The following is a 20,710-nucleotide window of genomic DNA, read 5'->3' as shown; positions in this document are numbered from 1 at the left end:
CCGAGCCGTTAGCGTGCTGAGTATGAGCAACCGAGACCTTCTCAGCGACGAACAGCTCACGGCCGGCCTGCGGACCCTCCCCGAGTGGCGGCGGGAGGGCGACTCGATCGCCCGAACCGTGCAGGCCAAGGACTTTCCGGCGGCGATCCGCGTCGTCGTGGCGGTGGCGGAACAGGCCGAGGCGCTGGACCACCACCCGGACATCGACATCCGTTGGCGGACCCTGCACTTCACGCTGTCCACGCACTCGTCCGGCGGAATCACCGCGCTCGATCTGAAGCTCGCCTCCCTCATCGATGCCTCGGCCGCAGCGGAGGCATGAGATGCTGGCTCGCGCATCGGGCAGGCGGGAGTGGTACGGCAGCCATGGAACGAGAAGAGAACACAGCTAGCCGGCAGGAAGAGCAGCCGCAGTACTGGCAGCAGCCGTACGACGCCTACGGACAGCAGCAGTACGACTACTCCGGCTACGGCACGGAGCAGCAGCCCCAGCAGCAGTACTGGGCCCAGCCCGAGCAGGGCGGCGGTTACGACCCCGCGACCGCCTACGACCCCGCCGCCTACCAGCAGCAGGGCTACGAGCAGCAGTCCTACCAGCCGCAGTACCAGGCCACGGGTTACGAGCAGCAGCCGTACGCCGACCCCACCTACGGCTCCTTCCCCGAGCAGACGTCGGGCTACGAGCAGCAGCCGGGCTACGAGCAGTCGCAAGGCTACGACCAGCAGTACTACGATCCGGCCGCCTACCAGCAGCAGCAGTACTACGACCCGCAGCAGTACGCCGCCGCCTACTACGAGCAGCAGACCGCGCCGGCCGAGCAGGCGCCCTGGTCCGGGGAGCCCGGCGAGTCCGACGAGAGCGGCGCGACCGCCGTGGCCGCGGTGCCGGCCCAGCCCTCCGCGCCCGAGCAGGAGTCGACCCCGGCAGGCGCCACAGCGGTCGGACGGAGCGAGGCGGCGGGCGGAGACCGGGGCACGGGCGGAGCCGGGCTGCGCGCCCGCGTGACCGACGCCGCGATGGGCCGCGGGCCCGGAGTGAACCGGAAGAGCTACGTCACCCGCCTGGCCGTCGGCGGCGGCGCGCTCGTCGTGCTGGCCGGAGCGGCCTACTTCGTCGCCGGCAACGGCAGCGGCGGCAGCCAGCCCGGGGGCGGCGCCAAGGCGAGCCAGGCCGACATCGGCGTCAACCACACCAAGGCCTGGGCAGCCCCCGCGGACGCCGGCGCCTCGACCGGAGCCGGCGGCGCGGCCGCGGGCACGAGCAACGACGGCCTGATCGGCTCCTGGCTGCTCGCCGGCTCGGTCGTCCGCGGCGACGGCGAGGGAGTCACCGCCTACGCGGCGGCGGACGGGCACAAGCTGTGGAGCGTCGCCCCGCCCGCGGCCGGCGCGGTGCCCTGCGCGGTCTCCCCCGACGTCAACAGCGCGGGCATCGGCGCGGTGGTCTTCCAGGCCAAGCCGGGCACCGGCCAGGCCTGCAACACGCTCGTCGCCGTCGACACCGCCACCGGCGCGAGCAAGTGGAACGCCAAACTGCCCACCACCACCGGGGCGGGCGGCTTCGCCAGTTCGGTCATGGTCGACGACACCAGGGTCGTCGCCGTCACCGACTCGGCCGCGGTCGGCTACGACATGACCGGCAAGCAGTCCTGGAGCTACGCCGGGCCCGGCAAGTACTGCGCGCTGGCGGGCAACGGCGACGGCACGGCGCTGCTGCTGCAGAGCACCTGCGCCGACACCACCGTCAAGCAGCAGGCGATCTCGCTCGACCCGGGAACGGGCAAGCTGCGCTGGTGGCGAGGCCTGCCCCAGGCCGCGGCCTCCTACACGGTGCTCTCCGCCAGCCCGGCCGTGGTCAGCGTGCACATGAGCGACCCGACCAAGGACACGCTGGTGTCCTTCACCGACAAGGGCGACCCGCAGGCCGCCATCCCGGTCGCCCAGACCGGCGGCACGCTGGACTCGACCCACGGCAGCTTCGACCCGGACCCCGAGCTGTACTTCACCCCGACCACGCTCGTCGCCGCCGTCGAACCGTCCGCGCAGTCGGCCGCCGCCGCGTCCGGCCCCACGGTGATAGCGGCCTACAACCTCGTCGACGGCAAGGAGCTGTGGCGGACCACCGCGCAGGAGAAGGGCGTGGCCGCGCCGGTCGGCATCGACGGCACCACCATGATCGTCGCGACCGACGAGCGGGTGGGCCAGCCGGCCAGGCTCAGCCACTTCGACCTCACCACCGGCAAGGAGACCGTCGGCGGGACCTTCCCCCAGGGGACCGGTTCGCTGCTCGGCTCCGGCCGGGTGCTCTTCCGCGCGAGCATGGTGGTGGCGCTGCCGGAGTTCACCGGCAGCTACAACACCTCCGTCACCGCATGGAAGGCAGCAGCCAGCTGACCTCGACGCCGGACCGGACGCCGTCCGGCCGACCTGCGTCCAGCCGGTCCGCGTCCAGCGGGTCCCCGTCCTCCGGGGCGGTCGCCAGGCCCAGCGCCGCCACCAGCGCGGCGTCGGGCGTCGGCTCGAAAGGGCGGCGCAGCAGCTTCATCCCGGCCTGCTCCGGAGTCCGGTCGGCCTTGCGGTGGTTGTCCGCCGCGCAGGCCGCGACGGTGTTGAGCCAGCTGTCGGCGCCACCGCGGGACTTCGGCAGCACGTGGTCGACGGTCGTCGCGCGCCGACCGCAGTAGGCGCAGCGGAAGTTGTCCCTGGCCAGCACACCCCGCCTGGACCAGGCCGCCCGTTGTCGGAACGGCACCCTGACGTACCGCTTCAGTCTGACCACCCGTGGCATCGGTATCTCCACCGTGCTGCCGCGCATCCTGCGCTCCGGGTGGGCGTGCTCGACGACGGCCTTGTCCTGCAGTACCAGCACCACGGCTCGCTGCAGCGTCACCGCCGCCAGAGGCTCGTACGTCGCATTCAGCACCAGAGTCTTGCGCATCACAGCCACCTCCCGGCTCCCGGCCCGCCCACGGCGGACGGTGGGTCCACTGTGCGGGCGGGGCGGATGCCGGGACAACGTAATTTCGGTGGCCTGCGGATTACGGATAGGGGTTCATCCGCGGATCACGGATTCTCGTACTCCGCGATCACCTGCGCCCGACCCAGGGCGTGGAACCGCAGGTTGAAGCCGACGACGGCAGGGGAGACGTCCGCGTCCGGGCCGAGCTTCTCCTGGTCCACCGCGTAGACGGTGAAGACGTAGCGGTGCGGCCCGTCCCCGGGCGGCGGCGCGGCGCCGCCGAAGTCACGGGTGCCGTAGTCGTTGCGGACCTGCACGGCGCCGGCCGGCAGGCCCTTGAAGTCGCCCGAACCGGCTCCGGTGGGCAGCTCGGTGACATCGCCCGGGATGTCGAAGACGGACCAGTGCCAGAAGCCGCTGCCCGTCGGCGCGTCGGGATCGAAGCACGTCACCGCGAAGCTCTTGGTCTCCGTGGGGAAGCCGGACCAGCGCAGGTGCGGCGAGGTGTTCCCGTGGGCGTACACATGCGCGTCGGGCAGCACGCCGTCGGCGGCGAAGTCGTCACTGGTGACGCTGAACTCGGTGACGGGCGGGTGGAACTCATGGGGGAGCGGGCGCCGCTTGGGCTCCGACATGTCGTCAGCCTCCTTGGGGTGCACGGTCTGCGGAACGTGAGGACTCCGGCCCACGCGGCCCGAATCGGCCTGCGCGAACCTGACGATCAGCCTAGTCTCGGGCTGTGCCCGATCCAGCAGCCGTGCCGCAGGAACCACTCGAACCGGCGTTCTTCGATCGATCGGCCCCGCAGCTCGCGACCGCGCTGCTGGGGCGGGTCCTCGTCTGCACCCGCCCCGAGGGGGCCGTGTCGGTCCGGCTGACGGAGGTCGAGGCGTACACGGGCGCGGACGACCCTGCCTCGCACGCCTACCGGGGCCGCACCGTGCGCAACGCGGTGATGTTCGGCCCTCCTGGCTTCGTCTACGTCTACTTCACCTACGGCATGCACTACTGCATGAACCTGGTCGCCGGCCCCGGCACCACCGCCGGCGCGGTCCTGCTCCGGGCGGGCGAGGTCGTCGACGGCCTGGACCTCGCCCGCCGCCGGCGCCCCGCCGCGCGCAGGGACACCGAGCTCGCCCAGGGACCGGCGCGGCTCACCCAGGCCCTCGGCGTCGGCCGGGAGCAGAACGGCGAGCCGGTGGGCGGCGAGGTCTTCCGGCTGCTGCCCGGCACGCCGCCCGCGTCCCGCCTGGTCCGCGAGGGCCCGCGCACCGGGGTCGCCCAGGGCGCGGACACCCCGCTGCGCTTCTGGATCGAGGGCGAGACGACGGTCAGCCCCTACCGCCGCCACGTGCCCCGCCGCCGCCCCGCGTCCTGACCGTCGCCGCCCGTCCTACGGCTCGTTCCGCAGGATCCTGGCCTTCTCCGCCGCGAACTCCTCGTCCGTGAGCACGCCCCGCTGGTGCAGCTCGCCCAGCTCCCGCAGCTGCGACAGTCGCTCGTTCGTCGCCCCCGCGTCCGGGTGGCGGCGGTACTGCTGCGGAACGGTGTCATGCACCGGCCTCCGCTGCGACTGGTTCCGCTTGGGTCTGGTGGAAGTGGCCGAGGGGCTCGGCGCGTGCGGCAGCACCTTCTTACCCCTGCTGTCACGCTCGCCCTGGCCCAGGTCGATGGTGACCCGCTTCCGGTTGTGCGGGGCGATGGCGACCTGGACGCTCTGGCCCTCGTGCAGCCCCGAGGCGCAGATGCTGGCGAACGTCTCGTACGGCTTGCCCTCCGGCGGGGTCACCCGCAGCTGGTAGCGGTAGACCCGGCGGCCGAAGTTGCCGAGGTCCGGCTGCCCGCCCACGGTCGTGTTGGTCGCGGTCGCCTTCAGGACCACGGCGGTGCCCCGCAGTCCGCGCCTGAGCAGCCGCCGGTCGCCGCCGGCCATTCCGGCCTGCACCAGGTACATGCCGTAGCCGAAGGCTCCCCACCACAGCACGCCGACGATCAGCACATACAGAGCGATCCGCACCACCGCGGGCCCTGGGGCCTGACTCGCGACCAGGCACAGCGGCATGAATCCGGCGCTCATCACCCCGAACCAGATCCAGCAGAATGTTGCCATTTTCCCAAGAGTCACTTGAGCTCGCCTTTCTCACGGGCCAAAACCGAGTACGGTTTACCGGAGCCCGGAGGCCTGCACCAGAGGGAAGTTGGGCTTGTGACGACATTGGTGCAGCCCAGGTCGGAGCGGGTGCGAGGCGTCCGTCACAGTAGTTCGCATGTGAACAGCGAGCTCGTTTATGGTCGATGACAAACGACCCCCACCAGTCCCCGATTCCTGGAGCGCACGCACCATGGCCGGTCAGTCCAAGAAGCCCGCGGCAGCCGACCGCCGCGCCCGTATCGCCGAGCAGCAGGCGGCCGAGCGCGCCAGGGAACGCCGCAACAAGATCTTCATGGGCGTGGGCGCGGCCGTGGTGGCCGCCGGAGTCGTCGGCGGCGTGGTCCTCGCGACGTCGGGCAGCGGCACCAAGGCCACCGCCGCCTCCGGCGCCATGAACTGGGCCGCTCCGGCGGACACCGACGCCGCGGTGAAGGCCGCGGGTCTCTCGATGCTCACCGCCGAGGGCACCGCGATGCACATCCACGTGCACCTCGACGTCTGGGCCGACGGCAAGAAGGTCACCGTTCCCGCCCTGGTCGGCATCAACGAGGGCGCCCAGACGATCAGCCCGCTGCACACCCACGACGACAGCGGTGTCGTGCACATCGAGTCGCCCAAGATCCAGGACTTCACCCTCGGCCAGTTCACCACCGAGTGGAGCGTCCCGCTGAGCTCCGCCCAGCTCGGACCGCTGAAGACGGATTCCGGCCATGCGCTGAAGGTCTACGTCAACGGCAAGGAGACGAGCGGCGACCCGTCGAAGCTCGTCCTCCACGCGCACGACGAGATCGCCCTGGTCTACGGCACCCCGAGCGAGAACGCGGGCGTCCAGGTCCCCAGCAGCTACGCCTGGCCGAGCGGGCTCTGACCTTTCCCGCCCGTTCCGGCATCTGAGACCTTTCCCGGCCCCGCGTCAATGGATTGGCCAAGACGCGGGGCTTTCGGGGAGGCTGTAGCCGCACGACCGTGAGTCGAATCGACCCAGAGGAAGAGACGAGACCGTGATCGACATCGTCGACGAGCTGAAGTGGCGTGGGCTGCTCGCCCTGTCCACCGACGAGGACGCCTTGCGCAAGGCCTTCGCGGACGGCCCGGTCACCTTCTATTGCGGCTTCGACCCGACGGCGATCAGCCTGCACCTCGGGAACCTGGTGCAGATCCTGACCATGAAGCGCATCCAACTGGCCGGCAACAAGCCGCTCGGCCTGGTCGGCGGCGCCACCGGACTCATCGGGGACCCGAAGCCGAACGCCGAGCGCGTGCTGAACGACCCGGAGGTCGTCGCCGACTGGGTGAACCGCCTCCGCGGCCAGATCGAGCGCTTCCTCGACTTCGAGGGCCCGAACGCCGCCCGCATGGTCAACAACCTCGACTGGACCTCGGGGATGTCGGCCATCAACCTGCTGCGCGACGTGGGCAAGTACTTCCGGGTCAACAACATGATCGCCAAGGAGGCCGTCGCCCGACGCCTCAACTCGGACGCCGGCATCAGCTACACCGAGTTCAGCTACCAGGTCCTCCAGGGCATGGACTTCCTGGAGCTGTACCGCCGCCACGGCTGCACCCTGCAGACCGGCGGCAGCGACCAGTGGGGCAACCTCACCGCCGGCACCGACCTGATCCGCAAGGCGGAGGGCACCAGCGCCCACGCGCTCGCCACGCCGCTCATCACCAAGGCGGACGGCACGAAGTTCGGCAAGACCGAGTCCGGCACGGTCTGGCTGGACCCGGAGCTCACCACGCCGTACGCCTTCTACCAGTTCTGGCTGAACGCGGACGACCGTGACGTCTCCAAGTTCCTGCGCATCTTCAGCTTCAAGTCGCACGAGGAGATCGAGGCGCTGGAGCGGGAGACGGAGGAGGCCCCCTACAAGCGCGCCGCTCAGCGGGCGCTCGCGGAGGAGCTGACGGTCATGGTCCACGGCCAGGAGCAGCTCGACCGGGCGATCGCGGCCTCGAAGGCGCTCTTCGGCCAGGGCGAGCTCGCCGAGCTCGACGAGCGCACGCTCGCCGCGGCGGTGGCGGAGCTGCCGAGCGCGAAGGTGACCGAACTCGGGGAAATCGTCGACCTGTTCGTCGCCACCGGCCTCTCGGCCAGCCGTTCGGCCGCCCGCCGAACGGTGGGCGAGGGCGGTGCCTACGTCAACAACACCAAGGTCGAGGACGAGGCGGCGCTCGCCACGCCGGCTGACCTGCTGCACGGCCGCTGGCTGGTGCTCCGCAGGGGCAAGCGGAACCTGGCGGCGGTCGAGCTGACGGGCTGACGCCCCGTCTGACCTGCAAGTTCACCCGGAAGGCGGAGATTCTTAAGGATCTCCGCCTTTCATGTTTGACGTTGGCGAGGACAGGGGCTAACGTAGGTCGAGTCGCCTGATTCGGACAGGTACGTCGTACGGAGCGTCGCTCCGCCGCACCAGTCCAAAGTGACCAACCGTAGCTGATTCACTCTCTTGATCGATCTCGTGGCATCGGTGTCTGCCGTGCCGGAACGAGCTCTTTTTGGCGTGCGAATTAGCGTGCGGAAGCGGATTTCGCGGTCCACCGGGAAATGCGCTAACGTAGCGGATGTCGCAATCGAGCGGCCCCCACTTTTCAGCGGGGAAGCGGAAAAAGCCGAGTGGCGGGTCTGCTAAGCTGGATAACGAAGGAAGCGCCCGGAGGGCCCGGTGAGACGGGGCCAAAGGAAGCGTCCGTTCCTTGAGAACTCAACAGCGTGCCAAAAGTCAACGCCAGTTACTTTTGAGATGTTTTAAAATCAGCGAGGACGCTGTGCACGAGTCCCCCTTATTCCGGTGGGATGTCGTGCCGCTCAACGCGAATGCCCGATTACGGGAATACATTCACGGAGAGTTTGATCCTGGCTCAGGACGAACGCTGGCGGCGTGCTTAACACATGCAAGTCGAACGGTGAAGCCCTTCGGGGTGGATCAGTGGCGAACGGGTGAGTAACACGTGGGCAATCTGCCCTGCACTCTGGGACAAGCCTTGGAAACGAGGTCTAATACCGGATACGACCCTGGAGCGCATGCTCCGGGGTGGAAAGCTCCGGCGGTGCAGGATGAGCCCGCGGCCTATCAGCTTGTTGGTGGGGTGATGGCCTACCAAGGCGACGACGGGTAGCCGGCCTGAGAGGGCGACCGGCCACACTGGGACTGAGACACGGCCCAGACTCCTACGGGAGGCAGCAGTGGGGAATATTGCACAATGGGCGCAAGCCTGATGCAGCGACGCCGCGTGAGGGATGAAGGCCTTCGGGTTGTAAACCTCTTTCAGCAGGGAAGAAGCGCAAGTGACGGTACCTGCAGAAGAAGCACCGGCTAACTACGTGCCAGCAGCCGCGGTAATACGTAGGGTGCGAGCGTTGTCCGGAATTATTGGGCGTAAAGAGCTCGTAGGCGGCTTGTCGCGTCGGATGTGAAAGCCCGGGGCTTAACCCCGGGTCTGCATTCGATACGGGCAGGCTAGAGTGTGGTAGGGGAGATCGGAATTCCTGGTGTAGCGGTGAAATGCGCAGATATCAGGAGGAACACCGGTGGCGAAGGCGGATCTCTGGGCCATTACTGACGCTGAGGAGCGAAAGCGTGGGGAGCGAACAGGATTAGATACCCTGGTAGTCCACGCCGTAAACGTTGGGCACTAGGTGTGGGTCACATTCCACGTGGTCCGCGCCGCAGCTAACGCATTAAGTGCCCCGCCTGGGGAGTACGGCCGCAAGGCTAAAACTCAAAGGAATTGACGGGGGCCCGCACAAGCAGCGGAGCATGTGGCTTAATTCGACGCAACGCGAAGAACCTTACCAAGGCTTGACATACACCGGAAACGTCCAGAGATGGGCGCCCCCTTGTGGTCGGTGTACAGGTGGTGCATGGTTGTCGTCAGCTCGTGTCGTGAGATGTTGGGTTAAGTCCCGCAACGAGCGCAACCCTCGTTCTGTGTTGCCAGCGGGTTATGCCGGGGACTCACAGGAGACTGCCGGGGTCAACTCGGAGGAAGGTGGGGATGACGTCAAATCATCATGCCCCTTATGTCTTGGGCTGCACACGTGCTACAATGGCCGGTACAAAGAGCTGCGATGCCGTGAGGCGGAGCGAATCTCAAAAAGCCGGTCTCAGTTCGGATTGGGGTCTGCAACTCGACCCCATGAAGTCGGAGTTGCTAGTAATCGCAGATCAGCATTGCTGCGGTGAATACGTTCCCGGGCCTTGTACACACCGCCCGTCACGTCACGAAAGTCGGTAACACCCGAAGCCGGTGGCCTAACCCCTTGTGGGAGGGAGCTGTCGAAGGTGGGACCAGCGATTGGGACGAAGTCGTAACAAGGTAGCCGTACCGGAAGGTGCGGCTGGATCACCTCCTTTCTAAGGAGCACATAGCCGCTTGCGAGCGCATGTCTCGCACGGTTGCTCATGGGTGGAACGTTGACTATTCGGCACGCGAGATGAAGGCAAGGGCTAGTACTGCTTCGGCGTGGAACGCTCCTTCTTCTGATTCTCGCGGGTCGGGCACGTTGTTGGGTCCTGAGGGAACGGGCTGGTGACAGTCTGAACCTTCTGGTCGCTGTTTGAGAACTGCACAGTGGACGCGAGCATCTGTGGCCAAGTTTTTAAGGGCGCACGGTGGATGCCTTGGCACCAGGAACCGATGAAGGACGTGGGAGGCCGCGATAGGCCCCGGGGAGCTGTCAACCGAGCTTTGATCCGGGGGTGTCCGAATGGGGAAACCCGGCAGTCGTCATGGGCTGTCACCCGCTGCTGAACACATAGGCAGTGTGGAGGGAACGCGGGGAAGTGAAACATCTCAGTACCCGCAGGAAGAGAAAACAACCGTGATTCCGGGAGTAGTGGCGAGCGAAACCGGATGAGGCTAAACCATGGTGGTGTGAGACCCGGCAGGGGTTGCCGTCATGGGGTCGTGGGATTGTGTTTCAGTCGTCTGCCGGCGGCTGGGCGAGTCAGAAACCGAGAGTGTAGTCGAAGGACATGCGAAAGGTCCGGCGTAGAGGGTAAGACCCCCGTAGACGAAACGTTCTCGGCTCGCTTATGCAACTCCCAAGTAGCACGGGGCCCGAGAAATCCCGTGTGAATCTGGCGGGACCACCCGCTAAGCCTAAATATTCCCTGGTGACCGATAGCGGATAGTACCGTGAGGGAATGGTGAAAAGTACCGCGGGAGCGGAGTGAAATAGTACCTGAAACCGTGTGCCTACAAGCCGTGGGAGCACTTCGGTGTGACTGCGTGCCTTTTGAAGAATGAGCCTGCGAGTTTGCGGTGTGTGGCGAGGTTAACCCGTGTGGGGTAGCCGTAGCGAAAGCGAGTCCGAATAGGGCGAATGAGTCGCGCGCCCAAGACCCGAAGCGGAGTGATCTAGCCATGGGCAGGTTGAAGCGCGGGTAAGACCGTGTGGAGGACCGAACCCACCAGGGTTGAAAACCTGGGGGATGACCTGTGGTTAGGGGTGAAAGGCCAATCAAACTCCGTGATAGCTGGTTCTCCCCGAAATGCATTTAGGTGCAGCGTCGCGTGTTTCTTGCCGGAGGTAGAGCACTGGATAGGCGATGGGCCCCACCGGGTTACTGACCTTAGCCAAACTCCGAATGCCGGTAAGTGAGAGCGCGGCAGTGAGACTGTGGGGGATAAGCTCCATGGTCGAGAGGGAAACAGCCCAGAACACCGGCTAAGGCCCCTAAGCGTGTGCTAAGTGGGAAAGGATGTGGAGTCGCAGAGACAACCAGGAGGTTGGCTTAGAAGCAGCCACCCTTTAAAGAGTGCGTAATAGCTCACTGGTCAAGTGATTCCGCGCCGACAATGTAGCGGGGCTCAAGTACACCGCCGAAGCCGTGTCATTCATGCTATAGCCCCAACGGGTGCATGGATGGGTAGGGGAGCGTCGTGTGCCGGGTGAAGCCGCGGAGGAATCCAGTGGTGGACGGTTCACGAGTGAGAATGCAGGCATGAGTAGCGATACAAGAGTGGGAAACTCTTGCGCCGATTGACCAAGGGTTCCTGGGTCAAGCTGATCTGCCCAGGGTAAGTCGGGACCTAAGGCGAGGCCGACAGGCGTAGTCGATGGACAACGGGTTGATATTCCCGTACCCGCTTTGAAGCGCCAACGGCGAACCTCTGAATGCTAAGGCCGTGAAGCCGCCCCGGAGTCTTCGGACAAAGGGGAGTGGTGGAGCCGCCGGCCCAACAGGGTAGTAGCTGAGCGATGGGGTGACGCAGGAAGGTAGTCCAGCCCGGGCGGTGGTTGTCCCGGGGTAAGGGTGTAGGCCGTGTGGTAGGCAAATCCGCCACACAATAGGCTGAGACCTGATGCCGAGCCGATTGTGGTGAAGTGGATGATCCTATGCTGTCGAGAAAAGCCTCTAGCGAGTTTCATGGCGGCCCGTACCCCAAACCGACTCAGGTGGTCAGGTAGAGAATACCGAGGCGTTCGGGTGAACTATGGTTAAGGAACTCGGCAAAATGCCCCCGTAACTTCGGGAGAAGGGGGGCCACGCCTGGTGACGGCACTTGCTGCCAGAGCTGGGGGTGGCCGCAGAGACCAGCGAGAAGCGACTGTTTACTAAAAACACAGGTCCGTGCGAAGCCGTAAGGCGATGTATACGGACTGACGCCTGCCCGGTGCTGGAACGTTAAGGGGACCGGTTAGCTCCATTTCGGTGGGGCGAAGCTGAGAACTTAAGCGCCAGTAAACGGCGGTGGTAACTATAACCATCCTAAGGTAGCGAAATTCCTTGTCGGGTAAGTTCCGACCTGCACGAATGGCGTAACGACTTCTCGACTGTCTCAACCATAGGCCCGGTGAAATTGCATTACGAGTAAAGATGCTCGTTTCGCGCAGCAGGACGGAAAGACCCCGGGACCTTTACTATAGCTTGATATTGGTGTTCGGTTCGGCTTGTGTAGGATAGGTGGGAGACTTTGAAGCAGCAACGCCAGTTGTTGTGGAGTCGACGTTGAAATACCACTCTGGTCGTGCTGGATGTCTAACCTGGGTCCGTGATCCGGATCAGGGACAGTGTCTGGTGGGTAGTTTAACTGGGGCGGTTGCCTCCTAAAATGTAACGGAGGCGCCCAAAGGTTCCCTCAGCCTGGTTGGCAATCAGGTGTTGAGTGTAAGTGCACAAGGGAGCTTGACTGTGAGACCGACGGGTCGAGCAGGTGCGAAAGCAGGGACTAGTGATCCGGCGGTGGCTTGTGGAAGCGCCGTCGCTCAACGGATAAAAGGTACCCCGGGGATAACAGGCTGATCTTCCCCAAGAGTCCATATCGACGGGATGGTTTGGCACCTCGATGTCGGCTCGTCGCATCCTGGGGCTGGAGTAGGTCCCAAGGGTTGGGCTGTTCGCCCATTAAAGCGGTACGCGAGCTGGGTTTAGAACGTCGTGAGACAGTTCGGTCCCTATCCGCTGCGCGCGCAGGAGTATTGAGAAGGGCTGTCCCTAGTACGAGAGGACCGGGACGGACGAACCTCTGGTGTGCCAGTTGTCCTGCCAAGGGCATGGCTGGTTGGCTACGTTCGGGAGGGATAACCGCTGAAAGCATCTAAGCGGGAAGCCTGCTTCGAGATGAGTACTCCCACCCACTTGATGGGGTAAGGCTCCCAGTAGACGACTGGGTTGATAGGCCGGATGTGGAAGCCCTGTGAGGGGTGGAGCTGACCGGTACTAATAGGCCGAGGGCTTGTCCATAGTTGCTACGCGTCCACTGTGCTGTTCTGAGACAGCGACCCCCCAACACCTTCGGGTGAATGGGTGCGGGTTGACAGTTTCATAGTGTTTCGGTGGTCATAGCGTGAGGGAAACGCCCGGTTACATCCCGAACCCGGAAGCTAAGCCTCACAGCGCCGATGGTACTGCAGGGGGGACCCTGTGGGAGAGTAGGACGCCGCCGAACAATCTTTCAGAGCCGAGGCCCCAGCGATGTGCGGGGGCCTCGGCTCTTTTTGCATGCCCATCCCGTGAGCGGCGGCTTGTCGAGTGCGGGAGAATGAGTGACAGTGCGTTGGCTGCTTCAGCCGGCGCCGTGAAGCAGAGCAGTCCAGACAGGAGTCACCCCAATGGCATACCCCCCCAACGGACGACCGGAGCGTCGGTCGGGCGACGGCCCTCAGGGCGCTGGCGGCGCGGGCCGTCGGGACGCCCGTGACTCGCGCGACTCCCGGGGTGGTGGCTTCCGTCGGGACGACCGTCCTTCCTACGGTGACCGTGACCGCGGCCCCCGCCGCGACGACCGTCCCTCCTACGGCAGGGACCGTGACGACCGTCCCTCGGGCGGCGGCCCCCGTCGCGATGACCGTCCTTCGTACGGTGACCGTGACCGCGGCCCCCGCCGTGACGACCGGCCGTCCTTCGGTGACCGTGGCCCGCGTCGGGATGACCGTCCCTCGTACGGTGACCGTGACCGTGGCCCGCGTCGCGATGACCGGCCGTCCGGTGGTGGTGGCTTCCGCCGCGACGAGCGTCCGTCCTACGGTGACCGTGACCGTGGCCCCCGCCGCGATGACCGTCCCTCGTACGGTGACCGTGACCGTGGCCCGCGTCGCGATGACCGACCGTCCGGTGGTGGTGGCTTCCGCCGCGACGAGCGTCCGTCCTACGGCGACCGTGACCGTGGCCCGCGCCGTGACGACCGGCCGTCCTTCGGCGACCGTGGCCCGCGCCGTGACGACCGTCCCTCCTACGGCGACCGTGACCGCGGCCCCCGCCGTGACGACCGGCCGTCCTTCGGTGACCGTGGCCCGCGCCGTGACGACCGTCCCTCGTACGGTGACCGTGACCGTGGCCCGCGTCGCGATGACCGGCCGTCCGGTGGTGGTGGCTTCCGCCGCGACGAGCGTCCGTCCTACGGTGACCGTGACCGTGGCCCGCGCCGTGACGACCGTCCCTCGTACGGTGACCGTGACCGTGGCCCGCGTCGCGACGACCGTCCCTCGTACGGTGACCGTGACCGTGGCCCGCGCCGTGACGACCGTCCCTCGTACGGTGACCGTGACCGCGGCCCGCGCCGCGAGGACCGCCCTTCCTACGGCGACCGTGACCGCGGCCCCCGCCGCGACGACCGGCCGTCCTACGGCGACCGCGACCGCGGCCCCCGCCGTGACGACCGGCCTTCCTACGGCGACCGCGACCGCGGCCCCCGCCGTGACGACCGGCCTTCCTACGGCGACCGCGACCGTGGCGGGGACCGCTACGAGCGGCGTGGTGGATACGGCGGTGGCGGCGACGACCGGCGCAGTGAGCCGACGCGTCGGCTGCCGATCGACGAGGACATCACCGGCCAGGAGATCGACGCCGATGTCCGCCAGGAGCTGATGAGCCTCCCGAAGACGCTGGCCGACGACGTCGCGAAGAACCTCGTGATGGTCGCGCGCCTGCTCGACTCCGAGCCCGAGCAGGCGTACGCCTACTCCCGTGTCGCGCTGCGTCTCGCCTCCCGTGTCGCCGCTGTCCGCGAGGCGGCCGGCTTCGCGTCGTACGTGACCGAGCGCTACTCCGAGGCGCTGACGGAGTTCCGCGCGGCTCGTCGGATGACCGGGTCGGCCGACCTGTGGCCGGTGATGGCGGACTGCGAGCGCGGCCTCGGCCGCCCCGAGCGTGCGCTGGAGATGGCGGGCGCGCCGGAGGTCAAGCAGCTGGACAAGGCCGGCCAGGTCGAGATGCGCCTGGTCGCCGCCGGTGCGCGCAGCGACATGGAGCAGTTCGAGGCCGCTGTCGTGACCCTCGAGTCGCCGGAGCTCGCCTCGCACTCGGTCCAGCCGTGGACCGCGCGTCTGCGCTACGCCTACGCCGACGCGCTGCTCGCGGTGGGTCGTGAGACCGAGGCTCGCGAGTGGTTCGCGAAGGCCGTCGAGGTCGACCAGAGCGGCATGACGGACGCCGCCGAGCGTCTCGCCAAGCTGGACGGTGTCGAGTTCGTCGACGCGCTCGACGAGGACGCCGACATCTCGGACGACGACGAGGACGGCGGCGACATCTCCGGCGACCTCCGCGACGCCGACGGGGACTACGCCGAGGACGCCCACGAGGACGGCGACGACGACCTCGACGAGGACGACGCGCTCGACGAGGACGACGAGGACGACGACGAGGTCGGCAACGCCCTCGACGCCGACGAGGTCGAGGCCGAGGGCGAGGGCGAGGGCATGTTCGCCGAGGGTTCCGGCGAGGACTACTACGAGGACGACGAGGAAGAGGACGAGGAGGAGGGCTACGGCCACTCCGGCGGCGCCCAGCAGCGCTGACCCGACCACGTTCACGGATCCCGTCAGAACACGGAAAGGGCCCGCCCCGATCGAGTCGAAGCTCGATCGGGGCGGGCCCTTTCCGTATGCCCTGTTCTCGGCCTCAGCGCCTCAGCCCAGCCGCAGGTTGCGCAGCACCAGGCCGGTCGCCGGCTTGGGGCCGAAGGACGTGGACTTCCGAGGCATCGTCACGCCCTGCTCCGCGAGGCGGCGGACGACGCCCTCCTCGACCGGGTGCAGCAGCACCGCCGTGCCGCCGAGGCGGGCCGCCTCCCGCACGGCGGCGTCGGTGTCGTGCAGGTAGCCGATGTGCTCGGGGTCGTCGGGGACCCGCCAGACGTGGTCGAAGAGCACGGAGTGGAGCACGGTCGCGTCCAGCCGCCGGTACTCGTCCGGCAGGCTCAGGGGCACGGCCGCGTCGAGGGTCTTGTCGTCCGGGCCGGTGACCAGCCGGTACCGGCCGTCGCCCGCCAGCAGGAACGCGCCCTCGCCGGCCGCCTTCGCCGCAGCCAGCGCGTCGAGCGCGGCGGCCTGCGTCTCGCCCAGATCGGTCACCGTCCACGCGTCGCCGTCGGTGGCCTCCAGCCGGGCCAGGGCCTCGGTGACGGGCAGCCGATGCAGCACCCGGTGGATCGCCCGTACCCGCAGCGGGTACTGGGCCGTGTCCACGAGCAGGACCATGCCCCGGTCCCAGGGGCTCTGGGCGAGGTGGCGGTGTTCGCGCTGGAGGCGCAGGTACATCGCCCAGCGGTGGTGTCCGTCGGCGATCAGGGCGCGGCAGGTGGCCAGATCGGCGGAGACCGCCGCCAGTTGCGCCGGGTCGGTGACGGCCCACAGGCGGTGGCGGGTGCCGTCGCTCGTCGAGGTCTCGATCAGCGGTTCGCCCGCCGCGGCCTGCTCGACGACTCCGGCGGCGCGCCCGTCGCCCCGGTAGGTGAGCAGCAGCGGTTCGAGGTTGGCCTTGGTGGTGCGCATCAGGCCGACGCGGTCGGCGACGGGCCGGGGCATGACGTCCTCGTGCGGCAGCACCATGCCGGCGCGCGCGTCGCTGACCGCGAGTGCGCCGATCAGTCCCCGCTGCAGCAGGCCGCCGTCCTCGGGGGCGGTCTGCTGCTCGTAGACGTACAGCGCGGGCACCGGGTCCGCGGCGAGGACGCCTTCGCGCTGCCAGTCCCCGAGCAGGCGGGCCGCGTGCCGGTAGCCGTCCTCGGCGGTGGGCTCGGGGCGGGGCAGGATCAGCCGGACGACGTTGTGCGGATCGCTGTCCTCCAGCCGCACGCGGCCGTCCGGGTCGACGACGTCGTACGGGGGAGAGGTGACCGCCGCGAGCGAGTCGACCTGTTCGGGGTTGTACCGCAGTCCGCGGAAGGGCGAGAGCGAGAGTCCGCACGCGGCCACGCGTCCCGCGTCGCCGTAACGGGTTTCGCTCGCATCGTGTGCACTGACAGCTCTCACTCTGGGCATGTTAATCGGATGTGCGTGGTTGTTGATCGCCAGTTGGTCGGAGCACGGGAGGTCTGGGGCCGATGAGGGAGCACGGGCGACCCGACGGAGAGGTGTACGACTGGTTCCGGCGCGGCAGCGCCCTGCTGGCGCAGGGGAACGCCGGCGCGGCGGTGCAGTTGCTCAGCCACGCGGTGGAGGCGGAGCCCGAGTCGCGGGCGATCAGGGAGGCGCTGGCGCGGGCGCAGTTCGAGGCGCGGGCGTACGCGGCGGCGCTGGAGAACTTCAGAACCGTGGCGCTGGCGGATCCCTCGGACGACTACGCGCAGTTCGGCTGGGGGCTGGCCGCCGCCCGGCTGGGCGACTTCGAGGCCTCGGCCGAGCATCTGGCCCTGGCGGTGGCGATGCGTCCGACGGCGAAGCACTACCGGGCGGCGCTGCGCCAGACGCGGGCCACGCTGAAGGCGCGGGCCGGGGGCTTCGGTACGGTCGGGGGAGCACGGCCCGGTCCGGACCACGTGGACGGCCACGACGCCGTGCCAGGAGCGCAGCCGGAGCGGCAGCCGCCAGACCAGCAGGGAGAGTCACCCGATGTCCGCTGAGATGTCCGCCGAAGCCGGGACGCCCGCCGAGCAGCAGCCGCTGCACCTCGCCTACGACACGGCGCTGCTGGACCTGGACGGCGTCGTCTACGCGGGCCCGGCGGCGATCCCGCACGCCGTTCCCTCCCTCGATGCCGCGCGCGCCGCGGGCATGCACCTCGCCTACGTCACCAACAACGCCTCGCGCACGCCGCAGGCGGTCGCGGCGCACCTGACGGAGCTCGGGATCGCGGCGGAGCCGACGGACGTGATCACCTCGGCGCAGGCGGCGGCCAGGCTGGTCGCGGAGAAGCTGCCCGCCGGTGCGTCCGTCCTGGTGATCGGCGGGGAGGGGCTGGTCGAGGCGGTGCGTGAGCGCGGCCTGGTGCCGGTGCGCTCGCTGGACGAGGGTCCGGCCGCGGTGGTGCAGGGCTACGACCCGGCGATCGGCTGGCAGCAGCTCGCCGAGGCCTCCTACGCGGTGCAGCAGGGCCTGCCCTGGGTGGCCTCGAACACGGACCTGACCATCCCGACCGCGCGGGGGACCGCGCCGGGCAACGGGACGCTGGTCGCGGCGGTCCGCACGGCGACCGGCGTCGAGCCCGAGGTCGCGGGCAAGCCGCTGCCGCCGATGCACAGGGAGACGGTGATCCGCACCGGGGCGAAGCGCCCGCTGGTCGTCGGCGACCGGCTCGACACCGACATCGAGGGCGCGTTCAACGGCGGCGTGGACAGCCTGCTGGTCTTCACCGGCGTGACCCGCCCGGCCGACCTGCCCGAGGCGGAGGCCAAGTACCGCCCCACCTACCTGGCCGCGGACCTGCGCGGACTGCTGGAGGTCCCGCCCGCGCTGGAGCGGGTCGGCACGGACGCGTTCCGCTGCGGCGGTTGGACCGTCGCCCCGCGCGAGGACGGGCGGCTCGCCTTCGGCGACGAACGCGGCACCGACCCCTGTGCGGGGCTGCGCGCCCTGTGCGCGGCGACCTGGGCGGCGGCCGACGCGGGCCGTCCGGTGCCGGAGTGGCGCAAGGCACTGGCCGAGCTGGGCCTGTAGCCCGCCCGGGGGAACAGCGTCAGAGCAGGCTGCGCAGCTTGAGCAGGTCGAGGATGCTCGCCTCCACCTTCACCCGGCCGGAGCCCCAGGCCTTGGCGAAGTGGAGCGAGCCGTCGACCATCGCGACCAGGTCGTCGCCCGCGAGCGCGAGCCTGATCTGCGCCTTGGCGGCGGGCCGGCCCGGGGCCTCGACCAGCTCCTGGATCCGGCCGTCGCGGAGCCGTCCGGTGAAGGTGACGTCCAGGTCGGTGATCCAGCAGCTCAGCGAGCGGTCCAGCTGGGCGGCGGCGTGGGCGTTGCCGGAGGCCTTGCCGAGGTTCTCGCTGAAGGTGGTCAGTGCTTCGCGGCACTCGAGCGCGGTGGCCATCCGGGGCGGTGCTCCTTGCTGGGCGTGTCCGGACTGGGCCGGCGGCGGTGGGGGAACCTCCGACCGACCGTACCGCAGCGCCGGGCCACCGCGGCGGCGGTGGAGGCGGTAGCGTCGGAGCAAGGCGAGCAGTGGAGGGACGTGTGGACGAGGGCGGGATGCGCGAGATGGTTCGCGACTACGTGAAGATCGCCACGGGTGTCGCGACCGGCGTGGCGGAGGAGGTACGCGGGAAGCTGCCGCCGCAGGTCCGCGAGCTCGCGGACGAGGTGGTCGAGCGGGCCCGCGCCGAGGGCGAGAAGGCGTGGCGCCGACTGGGCGACGGCGTCGTGCAGGCGGGCGTGGTCCTCGAGTTCCTTGAGCGGCAGCTGCGCCAGCTCCAGGGCGGCGGCGGGGAGCAGACCACCGAACCCGCCCCCACCCGCGCGGAGGAGGCGTTCCCCCGTACGGAGGAACGCCCGCGCCCGGTGCGCGTCGTTGTCGACGAGGACCCCGACGCGGCCGCGGCGGCGGCGCGGCGCGCGGCAGCGGTTCCCGCGATGCGCGAGCGGACGGCGGAGCCCTCGCGGCCGGAGGCCGCGCCTGCGGCCGAGGAGCAGGCTCCCGCGAAGAAGACGGCCCCCGCGAAGAAGACGGCCCCCGCGAAGAAGACGGCCCCCGCGAAGAAGACGGCTCCCGCCAAGAAGACGGCGAAGACCGCGAAGACCGCTGCCCCGGCGAAGAAGACCCCCGCAGCGAAGAAGACCACCCCGGCGCCCAAGAAGACACCGGCGACGAAGCCTCCGGTTACCGGGACGGTGGCCGACGCGACCGCGGCGAAGACGGCCCCGCGAAGAAGCCGGCCACGAGCAAGGCCACCGTGGCCAAGGCGACCGCGACCAAGGCCGCCGCGAAGAAGACGCCCGCCAAGAAGGCCCCGGCGAAGAAGTCCACGGCCCGGCCCACGTCATCCGATGACTGATCCGACCTGGCCGGGCGCGTCCGAGCCGCGTGCCGGCGAGGGCAACGCCGACGCCGCCGATCCGTCGCGGCCGACGCCTGCCCAGATGTTCCGCGGCGCCGGGCGCCGTCCCCTGGCCGCGCCGGCGCACGCGGCTGTCGCCGCCGCATCCGGCGTCGACGATGCCGCGCCCACGGCGATGCCGTCCGCCCCGCGGCCTGCGGCCGAGGACGCCGCCCCCTCGCCTGCGGTCGGGCCCGCGCCGACGCCTGGGCCGGGGACTACGGGTCAGCCGGAGGGTGAAGCCGCACCGTCCGCCGACCAGCAGCGCCAGACCGACGCGCCGCGGCCGCCCCTCCCAGGACCCGCGCCTGCGCACGGCGCGCCCGCGCCGCTCCACGGCGGGGCCGCATTCGTCGCCGCACCGGCACCGGCCGCGCCGCACGGCGAGACAGCACCCTTTGCCGCATCGGTGCCGCCCGCCCCCGTGGCGGCGCCGCTGCACGGCGTTACGGCACCCTTCGCCGCGCCGACGCCCTCCGCGCTGCACGGCGGGAATGCACCTGTCGCTGCGCCGGTGCCCGCCGCGCCGCTGCACAGTGGGACGGCACCCGTGGCTGCGCCGACGCCCTCCACGCCTGCGCCTGGGCCGGTGCCCGCCGCGCCGCACGGCCGGCCTGCACCCGCAGCCGCGCCTACGCACACCGCGCCCGCGACGACGCACTCCGCGCCTGCGCCGGTGCCCGCAGCGCCCGCCGCCGCGCCGTTGCCGCCGGTCGTCGAGACCGGGCACGCCGCCGTCGACCGGGCGCTCGCGCGGCTGGCGGCGATCGGGGAGGTGCCCGGGGAGGCGCGGTCGGGGGTGTACGGGGAGGTGCACGAGCTGCTGCGGGATACGCTCGCGGGGTTGGAGGAACGGTCGGGGCAGGCGCCCACGCCGTTGAACGCACTGGGCAGGAGCTGAACCG

15 protein-coding genes and 3 rRNA genes are annotated in these 20,710 nt (G+C 69.0%); 13 read left to right on the top strand and 5 right to left on the bottom strand.

Annotation, left to right across the window (positions count from 1 at the left end):
• Positions 1 to 22: 22 nt before the first annotated feature.
• Positions 23 to 322, top strand: a complete 300-nt coding sequence (locus BS83_RS19195; protein ID WP_037604945.1) for a 4a-hydroxytetrahydrobiopterin dehydratase — start codon at positions 23 to 25, stop codon at positions 320 to 322.
• A 44-nt stretch (positions 323 to 366) separates the two neighbouring features.
• Complete coding sequence (locus BS83_RS19190) at positions 367 to 2,394, top strand: outer membrane protein assembly factor BamB family protein (protein WP_037604944.1); 2,028 nt, start codon at positions 367 to 369, stop codon at positions 2,392 to 2,394.
• Here the strand turns inward: BS83_RS19190 and BS83_RS19185 are convergent.
• Both BS83_RS19185 and BS83_RS19180 read right to left on the bottom strand, forming a co-directional pair.
• On the bottom strand, positions 2,366 to 2,938 hold the full coding sequence (locus tag BS83_RS19185) for an HNH endonuclease (RefSeq protein WP_084713687.1): 573 nt from the start codon (positions 2,936 to 2,938) through the stop codon (positions 2,366 to 2,368). The genes BS83_RS19190 and BS83_RS19185 overlap by 29 nt on opposite strands.
• A 125-nt stretch (positions 2,939 to 3,063) precedes the next feature.
• Positions 3,064 to 3,594: a YbhB/YbcL family Raf kinase inhibitor-like protein gene (locus tag BS83_RS19180; RefSeq protein WP_037604943.1), complete on the bottom strand. Its 531-nt coding sequence runs from the start codon at positions 3,592 to 3,594 to the stop codon at positions 3,064 to 3,066.
• 104 nt (positions 3,595 to 3,698) lie between these two features.
• On the opposite strand from BS83_RS19180, the gene BS83_RS19175 reads away from it, so the two are divergent.
• Positions 3,699 to 4,337 (top strand): DNA-3-methyladenine glycosylase, encoded by a 639-nt coding sequence (locus tag BS83_RS19175; RefSeq protein ID WP_037604942.1) that lies wholly within the window; start codon positions 3,699 to 3,701, stop codon positions 4,335 to 4,337.
• Positions 4,338 to 4,352: 15 nt separating this feature from the next.
• Here the strand turns inward: BS83_RS19175 and BS83_RS19170 are convergent, their stop codons facing one another.
• Positions 4,353 to 5,069 carry an SHOCT domain-containing protein gene (locus BS83_RS19170; RefSeq protein ID WP_084713685.1) on the bottom strand — a complete coding sequence of 239 codons (717 nt, stop codon included), beginning with the start codon at positions 5,067 to 5,069 and terminating at the stop codon, positions 4,353 to 4,355.
• 232 nt (positions 5,070 to 5,301) lie between these two features.
• Between BS83_RS19170 and BS83_RS19165 the strand changes: the two genes are divergently transcribed.
• From BS83_RS19165 to BS83_RS19135, 7 genes are all read left to right on the top strand, one after another.
• Positions 5,302 to 5,979 carry a hypothetical protein gene (locus tag BS83_RS19165; protein WP_051943352.1) on the top strand — a complete coding sequence of 226 codons (678 nt, stop codon included), beginning with the start codon at positions 5,302 to 5,304 and terminating at the stop codon, positions 5,977 to 5,979.
• 133 nt (positions 5,980 to 6,112) lie between these two features.
• The gene (tyrS, locus tag BS83_RS19160; protein WP_037604940.1) at positions 6,113 to 7,375 is read left to right on the top strand and encodes a tyrosine--tRNA ligase; all 1,263 of its coding nucleotides are present in this window, start codon (positions 6,113 to 6,115) and stop codon (positions 7,373 to 7,375) included.
• A 575-nt stretch (positions 7,376 to 7,950) separates the two neighbouring features.
• Positions 7,951 to 9,469, top strand: a 16S ribosomal RNA gene (locus BS83_RS19155).
• A gap of 235 nt (positions 9,470 to 9,704) precedes the next feature.
• Positions 9,705 to 12,805: ribosomal RNA gene (locus BS83_RS19150) — 23S ribosomal RNA — on the top strand.
• Positions 12,806 to 12,893: 88 nt separating this feature from the next.
• Positions 12,894 to 13,010 (top strand): 5S ribosomal RNA (gene rrf, locus BS83_RS19145).
• The 16S, 23S and 5S rRNA genes sit together here, the layout of an rRNA operon.
• A gap of 359 nt (positions 13,011 to 13,369) precedes the next feature.
• Positions 13,370 to 14,428 (top strand): hypothetical protein, encoded by a 1,059-nt coding sequence (locus BS83_RS48355; RefSeq protein WP_157597239.1) that lies wholly within the window; start codon positions 13,370 to 13,372, stop codon positions 14,426 to 14,428.
• Complete coding sequence (locus BS83_RS19135) at positions 14,428 to 15,357, top strand: hypothetical protein (protein ID WP_051943348.1); 930 nt, start codon at positions 14,428 to 14,430, stop codon at positions 15,355 to 15,357. The genes BS83_RS48355 and BS83_RS19135 overlap by 1 nt, the downstream gene beginning before the upstream one ends.
• A gap of 111 nt (positions 15,358 to 15,468) precedes the next feature.
• On the opposite strand, the gene BS83_RS19125 is transcribed toward BS83_RS19135, so the two are convergent.
• Complete coding sequence (locus BS83_RS19125) at positions 15,469 to 16,812, bottom strand: DUF1015 family protein (RefSeq protein ID WP_408641018.1); 1,344 nt, start codon at positions 16,810 to 16,812, stop codon at positions 15,469 to 15,471.
• Between the two features lie 71 nt (positions 16,813 to 16,883).
• On the opposite strand from BS83_RS19125, the gene BS83_RS19120 reads away from it, so the two are divergent.
• A complete protein-coding gene (locus BS83_RS19120; RefSeq protein WP_051943346.1) occupies positions 16,884 to 17,402 on the top strand; it encodes a tetratricopeptide repeat protein in 519 nt (172 codons plus the stop codon).
• A gap of 1 nt (position 17,403) precedes the next feature.
• A complete protein-coding gene (locus BS83_RS19115; RefSeq protein ID WP_037604938.1) occupies positions 17,404 to 18,435 on the top strand; it encodes an HAD-IIA family hydrolase in 1,032 nt (343 codons plus the stop codon).
• A 19-nt stretch (positions 18,436 to 18,454) separates the two neighbouring features.
• Here BS83_RS19115 and BS83_RS19110 read toward each other — a convergent pair whose 3' ends face one another.
• Positions 18,455 to 18,802, bottom strand: a complete 348-nt coding sequence (locus BS83_RS19110; protein ID WP_037604937.1) for a sterol-binding protein — start codon at positions 18,800 to 18,802, stop codon at positions 18,455 to 18,457.
• A 158-nt stretch (positions 18,803 to 18,960) separates the two neighbouring features.
• Here BS83_RS19110 and BS83_RS45520 point away from each other — a divergent pair, with 158 nt between their 5' ends.
• Positions 18,961 to 20,706, top strand: coding sequence for a hypothetical protein (locus BS83_RS45520; protein WP_157597238.1), 1,746 nt, complete (start codon positions 18,961 to 18,963; stop codon positions 20,704 to 20,706).
• Positions 20,707 to 20,710: the final 4 nt, after the last annotated feature.

Origin of the sequence: Streptacidiphilus rugosus AM-16 (assembly GCF_000744655.1) — a bacterium.
In the GTDB taxonomy this organism is placed as follows: Bacteria; Actinomycetota; Actinomycetes; order Streptomycetales; family Streptomycetaceae; genus Streptacidiphilus; species Streptacidiphilus rugosus.
The sequence above is the reverse complement of the archived record's forward strand: the minus strand, read 5'-3'. Positions and strand labels throughout refer to the sequence as shown.